This window comes from Lacisediminihabitans sp., from assembly GCF_036404185.1.
GTDB lineage: Bacteria > Actinomycetota > Actinomycetes > Actinomycetales > Microbacteriaceae > Lacisediminihabitans.
The window spans coordinates 1-22,494 of sequence record NZ_DASWPB010000109.1 but is presented as its reverse complement, the minus strand read 5'-3'; the positions used below and the strand labels follow the sequence as shown (position 1 = coordinate 22,494).

Genomic DNA, 22,494 nt, shown 5'->3' with positions numbered 1-22,494 from the left:
GGCGTCCGATGGCCCGCCGCGCCCCGATCGAAACGATTCGCACCGGTGCCGGGCGGCTCCGAGGCGCGGTCCCCCGTCCGGTTGGTGTCAGCGGTCACCAGGTCGCCGGCGTCGAGTCCAGAGGCACGGGGGCCGGCCGCTCCGCGGTGCTCGCGATCTCGACGACTGTGCGCTCCCTGGCGGCGCGAAGGATCCCGTCCATCACCTCGAGGACGTGGAAGGCCAGCTCCCCGCTCGCCCGGTGGGGGCGCCCCGTCTCGATCGCGCGGGCCATGTCCGACAGCCCGTAGCCGCGGCCGGCGCCCGCCCAGCCGGCCGAGACGGGGATCGTCTCCCACTCCCGGGTGCTGGCCGGGGCGATCTCCACGTCACCGTCGAACTGGTTGGGGTCGGGCACCGCCATGGTTCCCTCCGTGCCGAAGACCTCGAACAGCGGAGCCCGCGACTTCCACACGTCGAAGCTCACGGTCATCGTCGTGGTGAGCCCGTTCTGATGCTCCAGCAGTGCGCTCACGTGCGTTGCGACGTTCACCGGGATCGGAGTGCCGGCGAGCGGCCCGGTGGCCACGACGCGGTTCCGGCTCGACGTCGTCGCCGTGCCCGAGACCCGGGCGATCGGACCGAACAGCGTGACGATGCTGGTGAGGTAGTAAGGGCCCATGTCGAGCAACGGGCCGCCGCCCGGCTGATAGTAGAAGGCGGGGGCGGGATGCCACAGCTCGTGCCCCGGCGCGCTCCAGTGGATCGCAGCCGCGATCGGCTGCCCCACCGCCCCATCGTCCAGGGCCTTGCGCGCCGTCTGGATGCCCGTGCCGAGCACCGTGTCCGGCGCGCTGCCCACCCGCAGGCCCTTCTCCGCCGCGAGCGTGAGGAGCGGCTCCGCCTCCGCGGGATTCAGCGCCAGAGGCTTCTCCCCGTAGACGTGTTTGCCGGCCTCCAAGGCCCGGATGCCGATGGCGGCATGCGCCGCCGGGATCGTGAGGTTGAGCACCGCGTCGACGGCGGCATCCGCCAGCAGCTCGTCGACCGTGAGCGCGCGAACACCCTGCTGGCCCGCGACCTCGCGTGCGCGTTCCTCGTTCACGTCGGCGACGGCCACCAGCTCGAGGTTGGGCAGCCCCGGGATGTGCGCGAAGTACTGCGCGCTGATGTTGCCGACCCCGATCACGCCGATCCGCATCCGGCCGCTCGCCCCTTCCGCGCTCATCGTGCTGCCTCCCCCGCAGCATCCCGCGCCGAGGGGAACCTGCCCGCGGCGACGTCTTCGGCGCTCGGCGCCGGCTGGCCCGATCCGCGTGCCGCCCACAGCAGGCCCCGCTCGATGATGGTGCGCACGTTCGGGTCGTTCACGACCTCGAGCTTGTGGCCCGGCGCGGAGACGAAGATCCGCCCCTCACCCCAGAGCCGAGTCCAGATCGCGGGTGCCGTGACCGGGCGATGCCAGGGGTCCCACGGTCGCACCGACTGCGTGGTGGTGGCGAGCACATCGTTCAGCTCGTCGCTGAGCACCCAGTACTGCTCCGTGACGAGGTCGAAGTCCGCGATGCCCTTCGTGATCGGGTGCACCTTGCCCAGCTCGGTGATGTGCACGGTGTAGGGGATGTAGTTGTCGGACTGCTCTCCCGCCAGCTCCTGCTTGGGGGCCTTGGCCGCATGGTGCGCGAACTGGCCGCCGATCATGTGCAGATAGTCGGCCTCGTTGCGGTAGGCGTCCGCGATCCCGCCGTGCCAGCCCGCCATGCCCATGCCGTTGCGAACGGCGCGATCGAGCCCGGCCATCTGGTCCTTCTCGATGGTGTTCATCGTGTTGACCTGCACGAGGAGGTCGACCGTGTCCATGTAGTCCGCTTCGGCGTAGATCGCCGGCGACTCCTCCACCCGCACGTCGAAGCCGTTCTGCTCCAGGAACGGGATGAAGGAGTCCGTGGTCTGGACGGGCTCGTGCCCGTCCCATCCACCGCGCACGATGAGTGCGTGGCGCGTTGCTTCGGTCATTGTTCGGCTTTCTCTTCTATCGGCCTTCTATCGGCGTCGTCGTGCCGTCACGAGCACGGCGAGGGTCGCGCCGCGACACGGCGCTGCCGGCGGGTCGGCGACGGAGGCTCCTCCGCCCCGGGATCGCCGGGCCGCGTCAGCGGGACCGCGAGAACGCGGCGTCGAATGCCGCGGCGGGCGGGGTGATCTCGGCGAGCTTGCGCACGAACCGCAAAGCCTCGGGCCCCCCGACCAGCCGGTCCATTCCCGCGTCCTCCCATTCGACGCTGGTCGGGCCCTGATAGCCGATCCAGTTCAAGGTGCGGAAGATGGACTCCCATGGCACCTCGCCGTGGCCGGTGGAGACGAAGTCCCAGCCGCGGCGCGGATCGCCCCACGGCAGGTGCGACGAGAGCCGCCCGTTGCGCCCGTTGAGATTGGTCACCGACTCCTTGCAGTGCACGTGGTAGATCTTGTCGGCGAAGTCCTGGAGGAACGTGGCCGGGTCGATCTGCTGCCAGACGAAGTGCGAAGGGTCGAAGTTGAAGCCGAAGGCATCCCGGCCGCCGATCGCCTCGAGCGTGCGCTTGCACGACCAGTAGTCGAACGCGATCTCGCTCGGGTGCGGTTCGAGCGCGAAGCGCACTCCGACCTCGTCGAACACGTCCAGGATGGGGTTCCAGCGATCGGCGAAATCCTGGTAACCGTCGTCGATCATCGACTCGGGGACCGGGGGGAACCCCGCTATCGTCTTCCAGATCTTCGAGCCGGTGAACCCTGTCACCGTCGTGACGCCGAGGGCCGCGGCCGCACGAGCCGTGGTCTTCAGCTCCTCGGCGGCGCGCTGCCGCACGCCTTCCGGATCGCCGTCGCCCCACACGTGCGGCGGAACGATGTCCTGGTGGCGCCGGTCGATCGGGTCGTCGCACACCGCCTGTCCGACGAGATGGTTCGAGATGGCGAAGACCTTCAGGCCGTTGCGCTCGAGAATCTCCAGACGGTTCGCCACGTAGTCGGGGTCGGTGGCGGCCCGGTTGACGTCGAGGTGGTCTCCCCAGCTGGCGATCTCGAGGCCGTCGTAGCCCCACTCCCCTGCCAGTCGCGCCACCTCCTCGAACGGCAGGTCGGCCCATTGGCCCGTGAAAAGCGTGATTGGACGCGTCATTCGCCACTCCTCCTTCGTGTTTTCGTCGTGCCCGTGCCCGCGACTCAGTCCACGCCGTGCCACGCCGAGCGATCACTCGCGGACGCCTCCACCGCGGCCAGCACGCGCTGCACCTGCAGCGCGTCGTCGAACGACGGATGAGGCTGTCGGCCGGCGGCGAGATCGTTCACGAGATCGACGACCTGATGGATGAAACCGTGCTCGTAGCCGAGCCCATGGCCCGCCGGCCACCAGTTCGCGACATACGGATGCACCGGCTCCGTCACGATGATCCTGCGGAATCCCTGTGCCTCCGCGTCGTCGCCGCCGTCGAAGTACTGCAGCACGTTCATCTCCTCGAAGTCGAACGCGATCGAACCCCTCGATCCGTTGATCTCAAGTCGGATTGCGTTCTTGCGTCCCAAGGCGAATCGCGTCGCCTCGAACACGCCGATCGCGCCGCCGTCGAATCGCGCCGTGAACGCGGCGGCGTCGTCCACGGTCACGGGGCCCTTCGCACCGTCGGACGAGCCCTTGCCGCCGAGCCCGATCAGGTCGCCGCCGACGGGCCGCTCGGTCACGAACGTCGAGAGGATCGCCGACAGACCGATGATGCTCGAGCCGGTCACCCACTGCGCCATGTCGATGATGTGCGCGCCGATGTCGCCGAGAGCGCCGCTGCCGGCCTTCGACTTGTCCAGGCGCCAGGTGAGCGGCGCCTCCGCGTCGCTGAGCCAGTCCTGCAGGTATTGGGCCCGCACGTGACGGATCTCGCCCAGCCGGCCCTCGTCGACGAAGCGCTTGGCGAGGGAGACGGCGGGCGTCCGGCGGTAGGTGAAGCCGCACATCGCGAAGACGCCGCGCTGCGCGGCCGCACGGGCGGCATCCGCCATCTCGGCGGCCTCTGCCACCGAGTTCGCCAGCGGCTTCTCGCAGAGCACGTGCTTGCCGGCCTCCAGCGCGGCGATCGCGATCTCGCGGTGGGTGTCGCCCGGCGTGCAGATGTCGATCAGGTCGATGTCGTCGCGCTCGATCAGACGGCGCCAGTCGGTCTCGACGCTGCGCCAGCCCTGTCGCTGCGCGGCAGCGGTGACGGCCTGGCGATCGCGGCCCGCGACGGCGGTGAGCTCAGGGGTGAGGGGGAGGTCGAAGAACCGGTGGGCGGTGCGCCACGCGTGCGAGTGGGCCGCGCCCATGAACGCGTATCCCACCATGCCCACGCGCAGCCGCCCCGTGTTGTCTGCCATAGCGACTCCCTTGTTGCCGGTGCTGTTGCTGTTGCGTTGTTGGTGCGGTTGCTGGTGCTGGTGCGTTGTTGCTCGTGCGCCTCTGGGCGATGTCCTCGGGACTCGTCGCGCCGGCCCCGCAACGGCGCCCTATGCGGGTCGGAATGGCGCCGATCGCGGGGCGGAGGGCGAAGAACTCACGGCGCGCTCGTCTCCGGCACATCGTCGGCATACCATCGCCACACCATGGTCACACTGTCGCCACACCATCGCCTCCGAGGAGAACGGCGTTGCGCAACTCGTGCGACCGCGACGACGAGTTCGAATCGATCCTCTCATCCGAACGCCCGCGATTTCAAGCATCGCCGTGTCGACAAGTTGCGCAACTAGTGCGTACGATGTCGGCATGTCCGAGCAGCGGGGCCCGTCGGCCGCGCACGAGCACGGCGACTCGCCTGTGACCATGGCGGAGCTGGCCCGTCTCGCGGGAACGACGGTGCCGACGGTGTCGAAGGTGCTCAACGGTCGCTCGGACGTGGGCATCGCCACGCGGGAACGGGTGATGCGCCTGGTCGAGCAGACCGGGTATCGCCGACGGCGGAGTTCGGCCGGCACCGACATCGGCGGCCTGATCGACTTGGTGATCAGCCGGGTGAGCGGCCCGTGGGCCAATCTCGTGCTCAGCGGTGCCGAGCGTGCGGCGGCGGCCGCCGCCCTCGACGTGGTCGTCACCGTCGCGCGCCCGGATCAGGCCGACGGCACCGACTGGGTGGCCCGCCTCCTCGCGCGCAGGTCGCGCGGCGCCGCGATCGCGCTGCTCACGCCGAGCCGGCCTCAGCTGCAGCTCCTGGCCGCGACGGGCATCCCGGTCGTGCTGCTGGACCCCTCATCGGATTCGTCGGTCGACGTCCCCAGCATCGGCACGACGGACTGGGCCGGAGGGTACGCGGCGGCCGCACACCTCGCCGCGCTCGGCCACCGTCGGGTGGCTGCACTCGCCGGCGAGGGCGACTACCGCTACGGCAGGGCCAGGATCGATGGATTCCGTGCGGGACTGGAACAGGCGGGCATCCCGCTTCCCGGCCGACGCGTCGCCCCCGCGGGGTGGAGTCGGGCAGAGGCCGAGCCGGTGGCGCGGCGCATCCTCGTTGGCCCCTCACGGCCGACGGCGCTGTTCGCGTGTTCGGACGAGATGGCCATCGGTGCGTACCAGGCGGCCCGCAACCTGGGCCTCGACGTGCCCGGCGACCTCAGCGTCGTCGGCTTCGACGACCTGCCGGAGTCGTCGTGGACGAGCCCGCCGCTGACCACCGTGCGCCAGCCCGTCGAGGAGATGGCCGCCGCGGCGATGCGGATGCTGCTCCGGCTCCGCGAGGGGATGCCGGCCGGCTCGGCGCGTGAGGAGCTCGCGACGGAGCTCGTCGTGCGCCAGTCCACGGCCCCGGCGCCCTGACGCGGAGCCCTCGCCGTCCCGCCTCTTCGACAACGCGTCGTCCGCCCTCGCCGGGACCGCATCGATCGGTCGACCCCACGCTCGACCCTCGACCCGCGGCGCCACACCCGCCCCGCGACCCCAACCCGCGACCCCAACCCGCGACCCTCGACCCCACACCCAACCCGCGACCCCACACCCAACCCGCGGCGATTCGATGTGGGGTCGCCCATTCGATGTGGGGTCGCCCATTCGTCTACGTCACGGTGTACCGCTCTACGCCACGGCAGCCCGCTCGACGCCACGGCGGACTGCTCTACGTCGCGGTGCACGACTCGACGTCGCGGGATGCGGGTTCGACGTCGCAGGATCGGGTGCGCGGATCGACGTGCACCTTTCCCGCTCTGCTCCCGCTCTGCCGGACAACGGCTCGTGACACAACGGCTTGCACCGCTCCCGGGCAACGGCTCGGTAACGGTGTGGCCCGATGAGGGATAGTCGTATAACGTGTCCGTGAGAGCGCTCCCACGACTTTCATCACATCTTGATTTCAGTTGCATGCGACACGCGTGGGAGGCCCCCATGAAATGTTGACACGTCCAACAAAAGACTGAAGGATAACCAAGACGGCCGTGGAAGACGTGGCCTCGACCGACGCATCAACCTGACATTCAACGACGAATCATCCGGACCCCGCCCCGGCAGGGATCGGACGGAAGGGATCTGATAATGGCATCGGAATCCACAGGCGCAGCGTTCACCCGACGGGGCTTCCTCGGCCTCGCGGGCGGCGTCGCGGCCACCACTCTTCTCGCAGCCTGTTCCGGCGGCGGAGGCGGTGGAGGCAGCACCGGAGGAAGCGGCAAGCCGCTGAAGTTCTGGAACATGCCGTGGGGCAACCCACAGTTCAACAAGCTGGACAAGCAGATCACGCTGGCGTACAAGCCGGCCAGCGGCCTGCCCTCCGCGACGTACCAGGAGATCCAGTGGGCGAACTTCACCCAGACGTTCTCCTCCGCCGTAGCCTCGAACACGGGACCAGCGGTCAGCTCCGGCGGCGGCACGCAGGCGTTCCAATTCGCCCACCAGGGCAAGATCGCCTACGCGGACAGCCTGCTGAACTCGTGGAAGAGCAACGGCCTGCACGACGACTTCCTCGAGGGCCTGCTCGACACCATGAAGACCGATCAGGGCTACGCGGCGATCCCGTACAACCTCGACGTTCGCTGCTCGTGGTACAACAAGACGCTGCTCTCCCAGGCGGGCGTCGACGTGCCGACGACGTGGGACGAGTACAAGCAGGTCTGCGCGGCTCTGAAGAAGATCGGCGTATACGGTTTCGGCCTGGGCGCCGGCGCCGGCAACTTCACCGGAAGCCACATCCTCACCGCGTTCATGATCAACAACGGCGGAGGCCTGTTCAACAAGAACAAGGAGCCGGATGTCGTGACCGATGCGAACATCGAGGCCATGGAGTACGTGCTCGAACTGGTGAAGAACGGATACTCCGACCCGGCGGGCGCGACGTACACGAGCGCGAACGTTCAAGCTCAGTGGAAGGCCAAGAAGTTCGGCTACGGCTGGGATGGTGCGGGGCTTGCGGCCAGCGTGGGCGGCGACGTCGCCGCCGACATGGTCGTCGGCGATCCGCTCACGAGCCCCTCGGGCAAGAAGGGCGGCCTCTACTTCCCGAACAACATCATGATGTACAAGAACACCCCGAGCCAGAAGGGCTCGGAGGCGTTCCTCACCTATTACTACAAGAACATGTCGAAGCTGTGGACGCAGAAGACCGGCATCGGCCTGCCGCCTCTGAAGTCCATCGCCGACACGTCGGTGCTCAAGGCCGACCCGGTGACGGTGAAGATCCTCAAGGACTGGAACCCGATCTACCAGACCTGGGCGGCTCCAGGCGGAAAGGGCCTGTTCTACAACATCGCGAACACGGTCGACGGAACTCAGCCGATGATCACGTTCTCGCAGTCGATCCTCGGCGGCAAGACCGATGCCAAGAGCGCTCTGACGACCCTGCAGAACGCCATCGAAGGCCTGATGAAGTAGCGATCGCGTGCGGGTGGGCCCTGGCCGCGCGCGAGGGCCCACCCGCACTCACCTCAGAGATCTCGCTCTAGCTCGAAGGAGAGTCGTCGATGTCGACCGAGTCCGTGACCGGTGCTCTGAAAAGGGCGCGGAACGGTGTGGGGATCGCTGGATCGGGTCGTTCGCCCAGCTCCGGCAAGCGGGGGCGGGCCATCTCGCACACCTGGACCTTCCTGCTGTTCGCGCTGCCGTCCCTGTTGCTGCTGCTGCTGCTGAACCTGTACCCGGTGGTCTACGCGGGCTGGCAGTCGACGCGGAACGGCGACCTGATCGACGCGGGCGCGTTCGTCGGATTCCAGAACTACATCACGGTCGTGCAGGAGCCGGTGTTCTGGCATGCCGCGCTCTTCACCCTGGTCTTCACCCTGGTCGGCGTGTTCGGCTCCTGGGCCGTCGGGCTCGGGCTTGCGCTGCTGCTGCGGACCCGCATCCCCGCCAACGGGGTGTTCAAGGTGCTGCTCCTGCTGCCATGGGTCGTTCCCACCGTGGTGTCGGCGACATCGTGGAACTGGCTGGTGGCGACGCCGCAGTCGCCGCTTCCCGTGCTGGCGCAGTGGCTCGGCTTCGGCAACGTGCTGTTCCTGGCCGATCCGCTCCTGGCGCAGATCACGGTCTGCGTGTTCAAGGTCTGGATCAGCTTCCCGTTCATGATGATGATGATGTCGTCCGCGCTGGCATCCGTGGACACCAACGTGTACGAGGCCTCGAAGGTCGACGGCGCCAGCACCTGGCAGACGTTCACCCAGATCACACTGCCGATGATCTCGCGCACCACTTACGTGTCGTGGATCCTGATGACGATCTTCTGCGTCAACGACTTCCCGACGATCTTCCTGCTCACCGGAGGCGGCCCCGTCTCGGCGACGCAGTCGCTCGTGGTCCTTGCCTACATCACGGTGTTCCAGAACTACCAGGTCGGACCGGGCGTCGCGATCGCCTTCATCATGACCATCGTCCTCGTCGTCATCTCGGTGCTGCTGTACCGCCAGATCAGGAAGGTGAACATCGAATGAGCACCGACACCACCAGCGACGTCATCGGCCGCCTCCAGGTCGGCGTCACCGGCGAGCGGCGCCACGGCCTTGCCGAGCTGGGCGAGCGCGGCAAGTGGTGGCGGCTCGTGGGCATCCTGATCATCACGGCCATCGTGCTCGTGCCCATCATCGCGGTCGTCATCCTCTCGCTCACACCCTCGCTGGGCTCCAGCGCCACCGGTCTCACCTTCGAGAACTACGCTGACGTGTTCACGCAGACCTCGGTCGCCACCTGGCTGACCAACAGCCTTCTCGTCGCGCTCGTCACCGTGGTGGTCGCGGTCGTCGTCGCCGCGCCCGCCGGATACGTGCTCTCCCGGGGCCGCAACCGGCTGGTCTCCAGCTACGCGCTGATCCTGTTCGTCGTGCAGTCGCTGCCGGTGGTGACCGCGGTCATCCCGCTGTTCTTCCTGTTCGCCAAGCTGAACCTGGTCGACAACCTCGTCGGCGTGATGATCATCTACATCGGCTCCACCATGTCGGTGGCAATCTGGATGATGGCGGCCTACTTCGACTCCATCCCCATCACGCTCGAGGAGGCGGCCTGGATCGACGGCGCCAGCGTGTTCGGCAGCTTCACCCGCGTGGTGCTCCGGAACTCGCTGCCCGGCATCCTCTCGACCGCGATCTTCTCGTTCCTCCTCGCCTGGAACGACTACCTGGTCGCGGTGGTGTTCCTCCGTTCCGACCAGAACTACACCCTCCCCATCGGCCTGCAGACCTTCTTCCAGCAGAACCAGACCAACTGGGGACTCGTCATGGCGGTCGCGGTGGTGATGATGCTGCCGCCCATCATCGTGTTCTCCGTGCTCAACCGATACTTCTCGGTCGGCGGCATCGGAGGTTCGCTCGCCGGGCGATGACTGTGTGCCCACAAGCGTCTCGTGCGCACACCGAGCAGCCGCGGACGCCGCACATCGAGCAGCGGAGACGAGGCGGCACGGGACCGAGCACACATCGCACCGACGCGCACACACAGCACCGACGCGCGCGGGGTGCGGGGTCGCGGACTGAGGGTGGGGTCACGGATCCAGTACGGGGTCGCGAATTGAACGTGGGGTCGCGAATTGAGGGTGGGGCCGCAGGCGGAAGTGCGGGAGCACGGGCGTCCGCGATGCCTCCGAACGCGACGCCGCCGGACGACCCGACGCTCAGCTGACGGGCACCCACACCCGCATCGCCCCCGGCCGCCCGTTCCCCCAGGTCGCATAGGGCCGCATCCGCAGTTCGACCGTGCCCACCGACTCGTCGCACGCTTCCCCGGTCAAGGTGGAGTAGAGGGCCCCGTCACCGCGGCGAACCCCGCCGCGCGCCGTGATGGCGGGGCCCAACGGCGTCATCCCGTCGCCGACGACGATCGGCAGCGACGGGTCGACGGCGACGTCGTCGACATCGGATGCGTTGTCGCCCTGCTCCAGGCAGTACACGATCGGACCGCGACGGACCGCCACGCAGCCGCGAACGGCGTCGACGCGGCGGTGCGCCGTCAGCACGCGGGCCGGCATGCCCAGCTCGAGCACCACGACGCTGCCCGCGGTGAGCGCGCCGTCGAGCCGCAGCCATCCGGCGTCCACTGGCACGTCGAGCGGCCTGCCGTCGATGGTGACCTCATGGCTCACGCACCACGACGGGATGCGCAGCGCGAGGGTGCCGCCGCCGCCTTCGACGACGGTGATGCGGATGCGTCCGTCGAGCGGGTATTCAGTGTCGACGTCCAGCACCACGCGTTCGCCGACGAGCCGGGTCTCGATGTGCGACGCCGTGTACTGGAGGAGCTGCAGCTCGGCGCCGCGCGTTCCCGCGAGGTAACCCTCGATGCTCGCGAACGTGCGCATCAGGTTCGGCGGGCAGCATGCGCAGAAGTACCAGCCGAGCCGCCGGGCCGCCGCCTCCTCCTGCACGGAGACGTGGTCGGGGCGCAGCTGCAGCGGGTTGCTGTAGAAGAAGGCGGCGCCATCCTCCGAGACGCCGTCGGCCACCACGTTGTACAACGCCGTCTCGAAGAAGTCGCCGAAACGTGCCTTGCCCGTGGCCTGGTACATGCGCCACGCCCAGTGCATCGCCCCGATCCCCGCGCACGTCTCCGCATAGGCTCGGTCACTCGGCAGCTCGTACGCGTCGCCGAACGCCTCGTCCCTGTGCCGGGAGCCCGTGCCGCCGGTGAGGTAGCTGCGACGGGTCGCCATGTCGTCCCACTGAGACGTCAACGCTCGCAGCAGCGTGTCGTCCCCGGTCTCCAGAAAGACGTCGGTCGCACCGCTGTTCAGGTAGAGCGCACGCACCGCGTGGCCGCGCATGACGGTCGTCTCGCGCAGCGGCGCGTCGTCCTGGAAGTACGCCGCACCGAACGCGCCCCGGCCCAGCCATCCGCTGCCGCGACGATCGATGAACGCTTTCGCGGTGTCGAGATACTCGGCTCGCCCCGTGAGCCGATAGAGCTCGACGAGCGCGTACTCGATCTCCGGGTGCCCCGGGTATGCGGGCGACTCCGGCCCTCCGAACAGCCGAACGACCAGATCGGCGGCACGCGTCGCCGCGGCAAGGAGCCGGTCGTCCCCGAGGGCTCGCACCGACGCGACAGCCGCCTGAATGAGGTGACCTGTGCAGTAGAGCTCGTGACCCGCCGCGAAGTCCGTCCAGCGCCGCTGCACGCGGTCCGCCCGCTGAAACGCGGAGTCCAGGTACCCGTCCTCGTCCTGGACCGCGGCCAGCAGCGCGACGGTGTCCTCGTAGAACCTGCGGAGCGCCGGGTCCTCACCGTGGCCGAGCTCCCACGCGACGGCCTCGAGCACCTTGTGCACGTCGCTGTCGGCGAAGACCGGGCCGCGGAAGGGGGCGTCCGTCTCCCCGATCAGCCCACGCAGGTTGTCGAGTGCGCCCTCCGTCTCGAGCCGCTCGATGCCGTGGGGGATGGTGACACGCCGGTTGCGGCGCTGCCAGCGGCCCAGGAGTCCCTCGCCGAGGACGATCTCGCCGTCGACGGGGGCGATGACGCCGTGGCGCGACACCGCCGTCGGGTGTGCCGTGCTGGTCACGTCGGTCTCCTTCCTTCGCCGGCGCTCGCCGGCCTCTCCGATCTTGGGCGATCGCGCCCGTACCCGCTTCAGAGGGGCGGGGCCGGCCGATCGTGCGTGGGCTCGCTCCGGCTCTCCCCCTGCACCGTCTCGACGCGGACGTGCCGCCCGTCGGCGTGCGCCGAGAACGCGCCGTCTCGATCACGGGCGAGCGCGACGTCGGTGGCGGCGCCATCGACCCCGACGACGCGCACCGTCGTCGGCTCCGCGCCGGGATAGACCCGCAGGGTCAGCCCGTCGAGGTAGTCGTAGTCCGGCCGGTCGTCGTGCGCCCCCACCGGCAGCACCGCACCGTCGCGCACATACAGCGGCAACGAGTCGAGACCGTGCGTCTCGGTGCGCCATCCGCCTGCGGCCACGTGCTCGCCGGTGAGCAGGCTCGTCCAGCCGCCCTCCGGCAGGTAGAACTGCACGGTTCCGTCGTCGGTGAACACGGGCGCGACAAGGATGTCCGGCCCCAGCATGTACTGCCGATCGAGGTAGGAGACGCCCGGGTCGTCGGGGAACTCGAGCAGCATCGGTCGCATCACGGGGACACCACGCCCGGATGCCTCGGCACCCGCCGCGAACAGGTAGGGCATGAGCCGGTTCTTCAGCCTCGCGAAGCGCCGAGTCACGGCCACGGCACTCGTCGCGCTCTCGTCGTACTCCCCCGTGACGGGATCGAGGTCGAACGTCCACGGCACGCGGTACGACTCGCTGCCGTGCAGGCGCGAATGACTGGAGAGCAGGCCGAACGCGACCCAGCGCTTGAAGACGCCCGGATCGGGAGTGCCCTCGAAGCCGCCGATGTCGTGACTCCAGAACGCGAAGCCGCCGAAGGCGAGCGAGAGGCCCCCGCGCAGGGTCTCCGCCATCGACGAGAACGTCGAGGTGCTGTCGCCGCCCCAGTGCACCGGGAGGCTCTGGCCACCGGTCGTCGCCGCTCTGGCGAACAGCACGGCCTCGCCCTCTCCGCGCTCCTCGACCAGCACGTCGTGCACCGCCTTGTTGTAGAGCTGGGCGTAGAGGTTGTGCATGCGCTCCGACGACGAGCCGTCTGCGAAGCGGGCGTCGAGCGGGATCCGTTCGCCGAAATCGGTCTTGAACGCGTCCACGCCTCCGGCGATCAGCGCTCGCAGCTTGTCCTGGAACCAGGCCGTGGCGTGCGGGTTCGTGAAGTCGACGATCGCCATGCCCGGCTGCCAGAGATCCCATTGCCAGACGTCGCCGTTCGGACGCGTGACCAGGTACCCGTGCTCGGCGCCCTCGGCGAACAAGGGCGAGCGCTGCGCGATGTACGGGTTGATCCAGACGCAGACGCGCACGCCCTTCTCGTGCAGTCGTGCGAGCATCCCCTGCGGGTCGGGGAAGACGCGCTGATCCCACTCGAGGTCGCACCAGTTGAACTCGCGCATCCAGAAGCAGTCGAAGTGGAAGACGCTGAGCGGCAGGTCGCGCTCGGCCATCCCGTCGATGAAGCTCGAGACGGTCGCCTCGTCATAGCTCGTGGTGAAGCTGGTCGAGAGCCACAGGCCGAACGACCAGGCGGGCACGGATGCCGGACGCCCGGTGAGCGCCGTGTAGCGCTCGAGGATCTGCTTGGGCGTCGGCCCGTAGATGAGGAAGTACTCGAGGCTCTCGCCCTCGACCGAGAACTGCACCCGCTCGACCGACTCGGAGCCGATCTCGTAGGAGACGTGGCCGGAGTCGTTGACCAGGACGCCGTACCCGCGGTTGGTCAGATAGAACGGGACGTTCTTGTAGGCCTGCTCACTCGACGTGCCGCCGTCGGCGTTCCAGATGTCGACGGACTGGCCGTTCTTGACCACCGGTCCGAACCGCTCCCCCAGACCGTAGACGAGTTCACCGATGCCGAGCGCAAGCTGCTCGTGCAGATAGGTGGCCGCCGGACCCCCTGCGGTGCCGGAGCGGGCGTTGCCGATCGGACCGCCGTCGACCTGGGCATCCGGAGCGAGGCTCAGGTAACCGACGGACTTGCTGCCACTGCTGGTCAGCAGCCGGCCGCCCGCGGAGAAACGGAGGTCCCATGGGCTCCCCCGCCCGATCGTCGCGGTGAGGCCTCCGGTCGTGATCGAGCCCGACTCGTCCGTCACCTCGACGAGCCCGTGCCCGTCCTCCGCACCGACGAGGGAGAATCCGGGCTGCCGGGTGCCGCCCTGGAAATGCTCGATGCGCACCCCGACCACTCCCTCGATCGGAGAGCTCAGGGTGACGGTCAGTGCGGGCCGGTTGAGGGTGTCACCGCGCGAGACGACGGCCTTGGTCGGGGCGGTGACGACGATGGAGTTCTCCCTGGGCACCAGGTCGTACGCCTGCTGCGCATAGAGTGCGGCCACGCCGGGGCGCAGCTGCCAGAATCCGTCGGTGAATTTCATAACTTCCTCTCGAGGGGCGCCTGCACGCCGCACTCAACGTTTTCGCCTCCGGACCTGACGTCCGGAAACAGGCTAATTGTTGATCGACTCTCGGATCACGAGAATTGCGCCGGCCACGACCAGGACGCTCCCCTCGTATGTGCTGCCGGTGAGCAGATCGGTCCCGAACGCGGTTGACCATCGATCCTCGTTACCGTGATTGATGAGGAAAAGATAGGAGTGGTCGCCGGCACGCCGACGGACAGCCTCCAAACCACCACCGGCACCACGAGCATCCGGTTCGACACCGGCTTCGGCGAGAACCATAACCAGCAGGGCGGTGAGCGCGGCATCGTCCAATTCCGTCGACACGTAGTAGGCATGGCCGGAGCCCACTGCGTTGTGAGTCACGGCCGGCCCTCCCCGCGCGAATCCGGTTGTGTAGTGTGCCCACGGCTCCGCACCGCGCAACTGCACCGATTCGGACCACACTGTGCCGATCGCTCCGTTGTCGAGCTGAACGCTCTCACCGTCGGCCAACGGCAGTAACTCTTCGACTCGGATGCCAAGTGTCTCGGCGAACATTCCGCTGTAACCGCCCGGAATGATCTGCAGATTCGCATCGAAGGTTCCGCTGAAGTACCAGACGACTGCCTCGCCGCCATCCGCCACGAAACGCCTCACATTCGTGGCTTGTTCCGGCGTCGCGACGAGCTGGCTGGGAATGAGCAGCAGCGAGTAACCGCTCAGGTCGTCCTGAGGCCGCACAAAATCGACGCCAATCCCCAAGAACCACAGCGCCCGATGAACACGGCGGACCGCCGCCTGGAAATTGAACCGATCGCTCGGCAGGCTCGAGCTCTCCGTTGCCCACCAAGAATCGATGTCCCAGACTATGGCGACCCTGCGTCCGTTCACCCGGCCGGCCGGCTCTAAAGACAAGTCGCCCAGCTGATCGATGAAAGCGCCGAGCTCCACAACCTCCCGAAAGACACGACTGTCTTCGCCGACGTGGGGAACCATGGTCGAATGGAAAGCCTCCGACCCACCCAACCCGGCTCGCCACTGAAAGAAGAGCGCGCCTTGTGAGCCATAAGCGATGTGCTGTGCAGTGGTCCGAAGGATCTCTCCGCGAGGCTTGGCGACGATGCGACCAGGCTTCACGGTGGCATTCGCCGCCTGCTCCATCAGCAGCCACGGTCGTCCTTGCGCAAACGAGCGCGCCTGATCCGCACCGAAGGCTGCGTGCGCAGCTCCCTCCACGCCGTCGGCATCCAGATAGAAGTCGATGGACACGAAGTCTGAAGCAGCAGCGAGCTCCCAGTGGTTGTAATTCAGCCAGGTCGAGAGGATGAAATTGGTGGTCAGAGGCACATCGGGGCTGGTCTCTCGCAGGATCGCAATCTGTTCGCGGTAGCAGTCAAGCAGCAACTCGGCAGAGAATCGCTTGAAGTCCAATTCGTGAGCTGGGTTGGACAGGTACTGAGTCTGTTGGGGAGCGAGGATTTCGTCCCAGTCGCCGTAGCCCTGAGACCAGAATGCGGTGTACCAGGCACGATTGAGCGCGGCCAAATCGATATAGCGCTCGCGCAGCCAGCGTCGGAATGCCTCATCAACCGCCGGTCCATAGCTGACGCTGCCGTACTCGTTGTGCACGTGCCATCCCTGCAGCGCCGGGTGATGTCCATAACGGTCGCCGATCGCCCTGGTGATCCGACGGGCAGCCTCACGGTATGCGAGCGCGGCCGGGTTGTAGGTATCCCTGCTGCCATGCACGAGCCTCACACCCGCCCGGGTCACCGGCATGGCCTCCGGATGAGCTTTGGTGAACCATGGTGGAGGCGAGGCCGTAGGGGTGGCCAGCACGACGCTGATGTCGTTGGCCCAGAGCAGGTCGATCGCTCTATCGAGCCACTCGAAGGCATATACCCCTTCCCGTGGTTCGAGGCTGGACCAAGAGAAGATCCCCAGGGTCGCCGTGGTCACCTTCGCCTGTTTCATGAGGCGGATGTCTTCCAGCCAGATCTCTTCCGGCCACTGCTCAGGGTTGTAGTCCCCGCCGAACAGCAATCGGCCGTTCCGTGTCAGATCAACCACGTCTCTGCCTCCTCTTGCTCATGCTTTCTCTCATCACGACGTCCCTCATCGGGAGGCACCGATCCAGGACTCAGCAGGAGGGACCAGCTCTTCGAGTTCCTCCCATAGAGAAGAGGGGATGCTCACCGCGTCAAGGGCAACCGTGGCGCCTAGCTGTGCGGATGAAGCGACTCCGAAGATCGAACTAGTAATCGCGGGGTTTCGGGTACTCCACTGCAGGGCGGCAGCGGCGAGAGGGATGTCAAGCCGACTGCAGGCCTCACCCATCGCCGAGATCGCCGCCGCGACCTCCGCGCGAATCGGAACATAGGCGTAGGTCGTGGCAGGTACCGGCCATTTGGCCAACGCCCCTCCCCCATACACGGCGGCGTTCAGGACGGCGACACCTCGTGCGCGGGATGCGTTGACCAGAGCCTGCGCCGATCGGTCGACGAGCGTATAGCGATTGTGCGTGATGACGGCGTCGAAGAGATCAGTCCCGACAAACTTCTCCAACAGGCCAACAGGCCCACCGGAGATACCGATCCGTTCCGCGACACCAGAACGCTTCATTTCCACCAACGCGGTGACGGGTCCGTCGTTGGCCATGGCTTTCTCAAAACCGATGTGCTCGGGATCGTGGAGGAAGAGCATCGGGAGCGAGTCGAGATGCAGTCGCCCTAGAGACTCTTCGAGTGAGCGCCACATCCGGTCTGAGCTGAAATCGCCGGTGCGCACATCGCGGTCCAGTTTGGTCTGAATCACCAAGCCCTCCGGCAGACCACCGTGCTGATGGATCGCGTCACCGATGAGGGTCTCGCTCAGACCGCCCGAGTACTCGTTCGCCGTGTCGATGTATCGCACGCGCTCCCCAGAACCTTCACCGACAAAGACCTGATCCAGAAGCTCGACAGGATCGAGCGGATTGGCGGCACGCGCCCAGGATGAGGTCCCGAGACACAGTCGGCTGACGATCGGCCCGGCCGTGCCTAAGCTGGTTGGAGGAATTTGCTCGATGCTCGTCATCCTTTGAGACCGCCGGAGAGCAGATCGAGACGCCAGAAGCGCTGGAGAAATAGCATCAGCAGCACGAGCGGGATGATCGAGACGGCCGCTCCGGTGATGGCGAGTGAATAAAGCGCGGGGGAACCCGATCCCTTCGACAGCAGTGTGTAAAGCCCGACGGTGATCGGATAATTGTTCTGATCGGAGAGCATCACGAATGGCAGCAGGAAGTTGTTCCAGATGCCGACGAATTGCAGCATGAAGACGGTGACCATTCCCGGAACCATCATCGGCAGGCCGATCGACCTGAAGGTACGCCACTCGTTCGCCCCGTCGAGCCTGGATGCCTCGATCGTCTCGGTGGGAACGGCGCTGGAGGCGTAGACCCGTGACAGATAGATCCCAAACGGACTGATGATCACCGGCAACAGGACGGAGAGGTACCCGCCTGCTAACCCCACTTGAGAGAGCAACAGGTACTGAGGGATGGCAAGGGTTATGCCAGGGATCAGCACCCCGCCAAGGATGCAGTAGAAAATCAACGAACGCCCCCGGAACTCGTACTTCGCAAGGGCATAGCCCGCCATTGTCGAGACGAGAGTGGACAGAAGGCCGCCGAGTCCGGCGTAGAGCAGCGAATTGAGCGCCCACTTGCCGTATTGGCCCCCGCCGTAGGTGAATAGCGATGCGAGGTTGTCAAACAGACCACTCCCTGGCGCGAAGCTGAATGTGGTGAACAGCTCGGCCCGGGACTTGCTCGAGGCGATGAATACCCATGCCACCGGCACCAGGCAGTACACGGCGCCGATGAGAAGGACGACCGTCGGCCAGACTTTGCCCTTCGGCCGGACAGACAAGGTATGCGACTTGATCGCGCTCATGACGCGCCTCCCGATCGACGATTGGTGATGCGAAGCACGACGGCGGAGAGGATGACCGTGCCGAGGGCGATGATGACGGACAGCGCGGCGGCACCCGGCAGATCATCGGTGATAAAGGCATCCCGATAGATGATCATGAGCGGTACCCACGATTGGCTGATCGCATTGGTGAGCGGCTTCAGCGTCGTCGGCTCCCCGTAGAGCTGGAGCGCTCCGATCAGGGAGAAGATCCCGGTGAGGATGAGCGCGGGGGTCACCAGCGGAATCTTGATGCGGAATGCGATCTGGACCTCATTGGCGCCGTCAAGCCTGGCCGACTCGTAGATCTCGGCTGGAATGCCACGCAGCGAGGTGTAGATGATGATCATGTTGAAGCCGATGCCGCTCCATACCGCGATGTTGGCGAGTGAGCCGAACAGCCCGGGATTGTCGAGGAATGGGATGGTCCCCCAACCGAGCGCCTTCGTAATGTAGGAGAAGGGACTGGTTCCCGGAAGATACATGAAACCCCAGAGCAGCGCGGCGACGACGCCGGGAACCGCATAGGGGATGAAGATCGCCACCCGCGAGAACCCCTTGGCCCGAACGGCGGGGACATCGAGGAGAAGGGCGAACAGCAGCGCTCCGCCGAGGGTGACCGGAACGGCGATGATGCCGTAGATCGCGAGCCGCCCGAATCCCGCGAGAAGCTCCGGATCCTGGAACACCGCGATGTAGTTGGCGAAACCGGCGAAGACCTGCACCCGGACACCGAGGATACCGCCGCCCTGAAGCTGATAGTGCTGGAAGCTGAGCCAGATGGAGTAGACGATCGGCACCAGCATGAAGACGAGGAACAACACGATCGCCGGCGCGAGGAACATGTACGGCGCGAAGGTCATTCTCGACGGATGCTTGCGCCGCTTGGGCGCACGCATGCGTGGCGACACCGCTTGGTCGGTTGACATGGAATTCCCTAACTCTTCTGGCGGGCCGGTCGCCCGAACGCGACCGGCCCGCCGTGACGAAGCGACTACTTGTTGGTTACCTTGAAGCCGGAGCTCTTAAGGTCTTTGACGACTGCTGTCTGAGTTGCCTTGAACGCATCGCGCCACGGGGTGCCCGCCGCGATCGCCTTGTTGAGTGCGTCGGTGAACGTCGTCTGTGCCACGTTCACATCGGGTCCCCAGGTGACCGGGATCGTCTCGGAGGAGATCTTCGCCGCGAGGGTGTAGTAATCCTTCTGCTGTGGCATGAGGGCCGGCGGGTTGCTGGCCTCAGCAGCCTTCTGCCCAGAGATCGCAGCGGGATAGGCGTTCACCGTGTTCAGGATGAGCTTCGCACCCTGCTCGCTCGCGTTGAGCCATTTGGCAAACTCCGCTGCTTCTTTCGGGTGCTTCGATCCCTTGGTGATGATGACGGCCGAGCCACCCTGATAGGCGACCGACTCATCTCCCGCCGTCCACTGCGGCAATGCCGCGAGGGTCCATTTTCCGATCGTGTCTGGTGCAATGCCCTCGATCACACCCGGTGCCCAGAGCGCAGACGGCCAGGAGAGAACGTTGCCCTCGTTGACATCCTTGTTCCATTCCGGCGTCAGGATCGGGTCAGTCTTGATGGCCCCCTCCTTAGCGAGTTTTTCGAAGAAGTCGGCGACCTTGAGCGAATCCTCGTCCGCAATGCCGACGGTCCATTTGCCGTCCTTCACCGACCACCACTTCGACCCGGCCTGGGTCGCGACGCCCGCATAGAAACCGAACTGGTCGGCGGGCAACGACGCCAGAGTGGCATCCGGGTCGGCGGCGTGCACGGCCTCAGCGGCCTTGCCGAAGTCCTCCCAGGTCTTCGGAACGGCGATACCGAGCTCGGCGAGCCGGTCCGTGCGGTACGGAACAGCCATCGGACCGACATCCTGCGGAACCCCATAGACCTGCCCGTCAAACGTCGTCTGCGCCCAGGTCCCGGAGGTGAACTTGCTCTTGATGTCCTTGACATAGCTGGTGATGTCGAGTGGGACCCCGGCGACGATGAGCGAAGGAAGCGTGGTGTATTCCACCGCAGCAAGGTCGGGAGCGTTGCCCGCCCGGCTCGCGGTGCGCAGCTTGGGAGCAGAGTCATTTCCACCACCGGCATCGGTGTATTTGACCTGGACATTCGGATGTGCCTTGTTCCAGGTATCTACCAGTTGCTGGGTCTTCGGCGCCCATGACCAGAAGCTGAGGCTCACCTTCCCGCTGGAGGAGTTCGAGGAGGTCGTGCTTGAGCTGCATCCCGCAAGGGCGAGCCCTACGACGGTGATGGAGGTCAGTATGGCGAGCGTTTTTTTCGAACGCATAGATATATCTCCTTTGACATGTGATTACGACGCTCCCCTGGGCCGGGGCGCTTGGCGGTTTCCCACCGGATGTTGAGACCAGCATGCCCACCCAAAATGATTTTGTCAATTGAGGCAACAAAATGGTCACGAAGCAGCAGAACCTCCTTGAGACCCTGTGTCGCCGCATAGGCTCAAGGAGTGACTCTCGACGATGACACGCATTTTTTTCCTGTGACCGGCGCAGGCCAGCCAACCATGATCGTCCTGCCTGGCGGGGGCTACTCAACACATGCGGACCACGAAGCAGACGACATCGCCGTCTGGTTGAACGCTCTCGGAATCAATGCCGCGGTACTGCGATACCCCGTCGCTCCCTCGACCCACCCCGCGGCAATCGGCGAGGCACGCCATCTTCTTCGCCGACTTCGAGACGGTAGCACTCCCCTGAACGGAGACACTCATCGAATCGGCGTCATCGGGTTTTCAGCGGGAGGCCATCTCGCTGCGCTCCTGTCGGCTGCGCCAACGGACGAAGAATCCATCGGTTTCCCTGATGAGGACGGCCGTCCTGACTTGGCCATCCTCGCCTACCCGGTCATCTCGTGGATACATGACGTCCACCAGGGGTCCTTGGAGAGCTTCTTTGGAGACGTCCCAGTGTTTGCCCAGCGACAGAAAACGAGCGCTGAATTCCTCGTCGACGCCGCCACTCCTCCAACTTTTCTTTGGCACACGGCCGATGATGGCGGAGTAAGCGTCCGACATTCGCTGCGTTACGGGGGCGCACTCAGCGAACAGGCCATTCCATTCGAGCTGCATGTCTTCGAACGCGGTGAGCACGGGAAGGGGCTCGCCCGCGGTCTCGGTCCGCTCGAAGCATGGACTCACCTGGCGCGCACATGGTTGGACGACCGAGGTTGGCTGTCCGCCTAGACCACGAGTCGGATTGCGCTGATCGCGGCGGCCCAGGCGTAGTCGGAGAAGCGGAACTCGTGGAAGTCGACGGTGACATCGTCGGCGGCGGGATCGAGAAGATTCGAGATGGTTGTCAAGATGGTCTCGTTGGCGAGGCCGACCAGCGGCAGCCCTTCACCGGTGACGATGATCTTCTCCGGATCGATGAAGTTCGCCAATTGCACGATTGCGACCCCCAGTGCCTTTCCTGCCGCCTGCATGGCGGCGAGAGCTGTCGGTTCCCCCGCCCGAGCCAGCTTGAGTGCGGACGGATAACTGGCCGCATGTGCGTTACGCACGATTGACGGAATGGTGACGTAGGCGGAGACACAGCCAACGTGTCCGGCATCGCAGGTTGGGCCACCCTCCGTGACCGGTATGTGCCCGACTTTCCCCGGATGCCCTCGGGAGCCGGTGACCAACTCGTCGTTAACGACGATGCCACTGCCAATGCCTGCGCCGAAGCCGATGAGAGCGATAGTACGGCAGCCGACGCCAGCTCCGAACCAATGATGCGCTGCGGTCAGTGCCTGCACGTCATTGGATATCACGGTCGGCAGGCCGGTCGCCTCTGAGACCAATTCCGCCAGCGGGACGGTGTCCCACCCGAGGAACGGCGAGTCGACCAGAAGAAGACGGCCACCGACGTCCTGCACGTCGCCGGCTGAACACACCCCGATCGCAGCCAACCGCGGATACCTCGCGTGCAGACGATTCGCGACCTCACCGATAAGCCGGACCACGGAGGAGACGTCCCGATTGACAAGAGGGTGCTCTTCGCTCTCGCTCACCTCAGCGTGGAGATCGGTCACTGCGGCGTAGAGCGCGTCACCGGTCAATTTGAATCCGAGAAAATTGGCGCTGGCAGGACGCAGGTGCAACAGCTCCGATGGCCTGCCTCTGCCCGCCCTGGCCTGCGGCTCTCCCTCGAAGATCAGGCC

At 66.2% G+C, this 22,494-nt stretch carries 17 protein-coding genes; 5 read left to right on the top strand and 12 right to left on the bottom strand.

Going from position 1 to position 22,494, the window contains the following annotated elements:
* Nucleotides 1-94: 94 nt before the first annotated feature.
* From VGC18_RS07825 to VGC18_RS07810, 4 genes are all read right to left on the bottom strand, one after another.
* Entirely contained in the window at nucleotides 95-1,180 is a 1,086-nt protein-coding gene (locus VGC18_RS07825; protein ID WP_331096072.1) for a Gfo/Idh/MocA family oxidoreductase, read from the bottom strand.
* Between the two features lie 23 nt (nucleotides 1,181-1,203).
* A complete protein-coding gene (locus VGC18_RS07820; RefSeq protein ID WP_331095987.1) occupies nucleotides 1,204-1,995 on the bottom strand; it encodes a ThuA domain-containing protein in 792 nt (263 codons plus the stop codon).
* A gap of 136 nt (nucleotides 1,996-2,131) precedes the next feature.
* Nucleotides 2,132-3,139 carry a sugar phosphate isomerase/epimerase family protein gene (locus VGC18_RS07815; protein ID WP_331095985.1) on the bottom strand — a complete coding sequence of 336 codons (1,008 nt, stop codon included), beginning with the start codon at nucleotides 3,137-3,139 and terminating at the stop codon, nucleotides 2,132-2,134.
* A gap of 44 nt (nucleotides 3,140-3,183) precedes the next feature.
* Nucleotides 3,184-4,365 (bottom strand): Gfo/Idh/MocA family oxidoreductase, encoded by a 1,182-nt coding sequence (locus VGC18_RS07810; RefSeq protein WP_331095983.1) that lies wholly within the window; start codon nucleotides 4,363-4,365, stop codon nucleotides 3,184-3,186.
* Between the two features lie 385 nt (nucleotides 4,366-4,750).
* Here VGC18_RS07810 and VGC18_RS07805 point away from each other — a divergent pair, with 385 nt between their 5' ends.
* The 4 genes from VGC18_RS07805 to VGC18_RS07790 all read left to right on the top strand — a co-directional run bounded on the left by VGC18_RS07805 (nucleotide 4,751) and on the right by VGC18_RS07790 (nucleotide 9,773).
* Nucleotides 4,751-5,797, top strand: coding sequence for a LacI family DNA-binding transcriptional regulator (locus VGC18_RS07805; protein WP_331095981.1), 1,047 nt, complete (start codon nucleotides 4,751-4,753; stop codon nucleotides 5,795-5,797).
* A 708-nt stretch (nucleotides 5,798-6,505) separates the two neighbouring features.
* Nucleotides 6,506-7,837, top strand: a complete 1,332-nt coding sequence (locus tag VGC18_RS07800; RefSeq protein WP_331095979.1) for an ABC transporter substrate-binding protein — start codon at nucleotides 6,506-6,508, stop codon at nucleotides 7,835-7,837.
* Nucleotides 7,838-7,926: 89 nt separating this feature from the next.
* Nucleotides 7,927-8,889, top strand: coding sequence for a sugar ABC transporter permease (locus VGC18_RS07795; RefSeq protein WP_331095977.1), 963 nt, complete (start codon nucleotides 7,927-7,929; stop codon nucleotides 8,887-8,889).
* Nucleotides 8,886-9,773, top strand: a complete 888-nt coding sequence (locus VGC18_RS07790; RefSeq protein WP_331095975.1) for a carbohydrate ABC transporter permease — start codon at nucleotides 8,886-8,888, stop codon at nucleotides 9,771-9,773. The genes VGC18_RS07795 and VGC18_RS07790 overlap by 4 nt, the downstream gene beginning before the upstream one ends.
* A gap of 288 nt (nucleotides 9,774-10,061) precedes the next feature.
* On the opposite strand, the gene VGC18_RS07785 is transcribed toward VGC18_RS07790, so the two are convergent.
* From VGC18_RS07785 to VGC18_RS07755, 7 genes are all read right to left on the bottom strand, one after another.
* On the bottom strand, nucleotides 10,062-11,945 hold the full coding sequence (locus VGC18_RS07785) for a glycoside hydrolase family 127 protein (protein WP_331095973.1): 1,884 nt from the start codon (nucleotides 11,943-11,945) through the stop codon (nucleotides 10,062-10,064).
* Between the two features lie 68 nt (nucleotides 11,946-12,013).
* Nucleotides 12,014-14,362: an alpha-xylosidase gene (yicI, locus tag VGC18_RS07780; protein ID WP_331095970.1), complete on the bottom strand. Its 2,349-nt coding sequence runs from the start codon at nucleotides 14,360-14,362 to the stop codon at nucleotides 12,014-12,016.
* A 72-nt stretch (nucleotides 14,363-14,434) separates the two neighbouring features.
* Nucleotides 14,435-16,438: a beta-galactosidase gene (locus tag VGC18_RS07775; protein WP_331095968.1), complete on the bottom strand. Its 2,004-nt coding sequence runs from the start codon at nucleotides 16,436-16,438 to the stop codon at nucleotides 14,435-14,437.
* A gap of 45 nt (nucleotides 16,439-16,483) precedes the next feature.
* Nucleotides 16,484-17,443, bottom strand: coding sequence for an aldo/keto reductase (locus tag VGC18_RS07770; RefSeq protein WP_331095966.1), 960 nt, complete (start codon nucleotides 17,441-17,443; stop codon nucleotides 16,484-16,486).
* Complete coding sequence (locus VGC18_RS07765; RefSeq protein ID WP_331095964.1) at nucleotides 17,440-18,303, bottom strand: carbohydrate ABC transporter permease; 864 nt, start codon at nucleotides 18,301-18,303, stop codon at nucleotides 17,440-17,442. Before VGC18_RS07765 ends, VGC18_RS07770 begins: the two co-directional genes overlap by 4 nt.
* Nucleotides 18,300-19,250: a sugar ABC transporter permease gene (locus VGC18_RS07760; RefSeq protein ID WP_331095961.1), complete on the bottom strand. Its 951-nt coding sequence runs from the start codon at nucleotides 19,248-19,250 to the stop codon at nucleotides 18,300-18,302. Before VGC18_RS07760 ends, VGC18_RS07765 begins: the two co-directional genes overlap by 4 nt.
* A 65-nt stretch (nucleotides 19,251-19,315) precedes the next feature.
* Nucleotides 19,316-20,509 carry an ABC transporter substrate-binding protein gene (locus tag VGC18_RS07755; protein WP_331095959.1) on the bottom strand — a complete coding sequence of 398 codons (1,194 nt, stop codon included), beginning with the start codon at nucleotides 20,507-20,509 and terminating at the stop codon, nucleotides 19,316-19,318.
* A 288-nt stretch (nucleotides 20,510-20,797) separates the two neighbouring features.
* Between VGC18_RS07755 and VGC18_RS07750 the strand changes: the two genes are divergently transcribed.
* On the top strand, nucleotides 20,798-21,532 hold the full coding sequence (locus tag VGC18_RS07750; protein WP_331095957.1) for an alpha/beta hydrolase: 735 nt from the start codon (nucleotides 20,798-20,800) through the stop codon (nucleotides 21,530-21,532).
* On the opposite strand, the gene VGC18_RS07745 is transcribed toward VGC18_RS07750, so the two are convergent.
* Nucleotides 21,529-22,494: ROK family protein (locus VGC18_RS07745; protein ID WP_331095955.1), on the bottom strand; the 966-nt coding region annotated here is incomplete at its 5' end. The two genes, VGC18_RS07750 and VGC18_RS07745, sit on opposite strands and share 4 nt — an antisense overlap.

Coding starts and splice junctions, on each gene's coding strand:
- VGC18_RS07825 (WP_331096072.1), bottom strand. CDS start 1,180: ATGCGGATCGGCGTGATCGGGGTCGGCAACATCAGCGCGCAGTACTTC.
- VGC18_RS07820 (WP_331095987.1), bottom strand. CDS start 1,995: ATGACCGAAGCAACGCGCCACGCACTCATCGTGCGCGGTGGATGGGAC.
- VGC18_RS07815 (WP_331095985.1), bottom strand. CDS start 3,139: ATGACGCGTCCAATCACGCTTTTCACGGGCCAATGGGCCGACCTGCCG.
- VGC18_RS07810 (WP_331095983.1), bottom strand. CDS start 4,365: ATGGCAGACAACACGGGGCGGCTGCGCGTGGGCATGGTGGGATACGCG.
- VGC18_RS07805 (WP_331095981.1), top strand. CDS start 4,751: ATGTCCGAGCAGCGGGGCCCGTCGGCCGCGCACGAGCACGGCGACTCG.
- VGC18_RS07800 (WP_331095979.1), top strand. CDS start 6,506: ATGGCATCGGAATCCACAGGCGCAGCGTTCACCCGACGGGGCTTCCTC.
- VGC18_RS07795 (WP_331095977.1), top strand. CDS start 7,927: ATGTCGACCGAGTCCGTGACCGGTGCTCTGAAAAGGGCGCGGAACGGT.
- VGC18_RS07790 (WP_331095975.1), top strand. CDS start 8,886: ATGAGCACCGACACCACCAGCGACGTCATCGGCCGCCTCCAGGTCGGC.
- yicI (WP_331095970.1), bottom strand. CDS start 14,362: ATGAAATTCACCGACGGATTCTGGCAGCTGCGCCCCGGCGTGGCCGCA.
- VGC18_RS07770 (WP_331095966.1), bottom strand. CDS start 17,443: ATGACGAGCATCGAGCAAATTCCTCCAACCAGCTTAGGCACGGCCGGG.
- VGC18_RS07765 (WP_331095964.1), bottom strand. CDS start 18,303: ATGAGCGCGATCAAGTCGCATACCTTGTCTGTCCGGCCGAAGGGCAAA.
- VGC18_RS07760 (WP_331095961.1), bottom strand. CDS start 19,250: ATGTCAACCGACCAAGCGGTGTCGCCACGCATGCGTGCGCCCAAGCGG.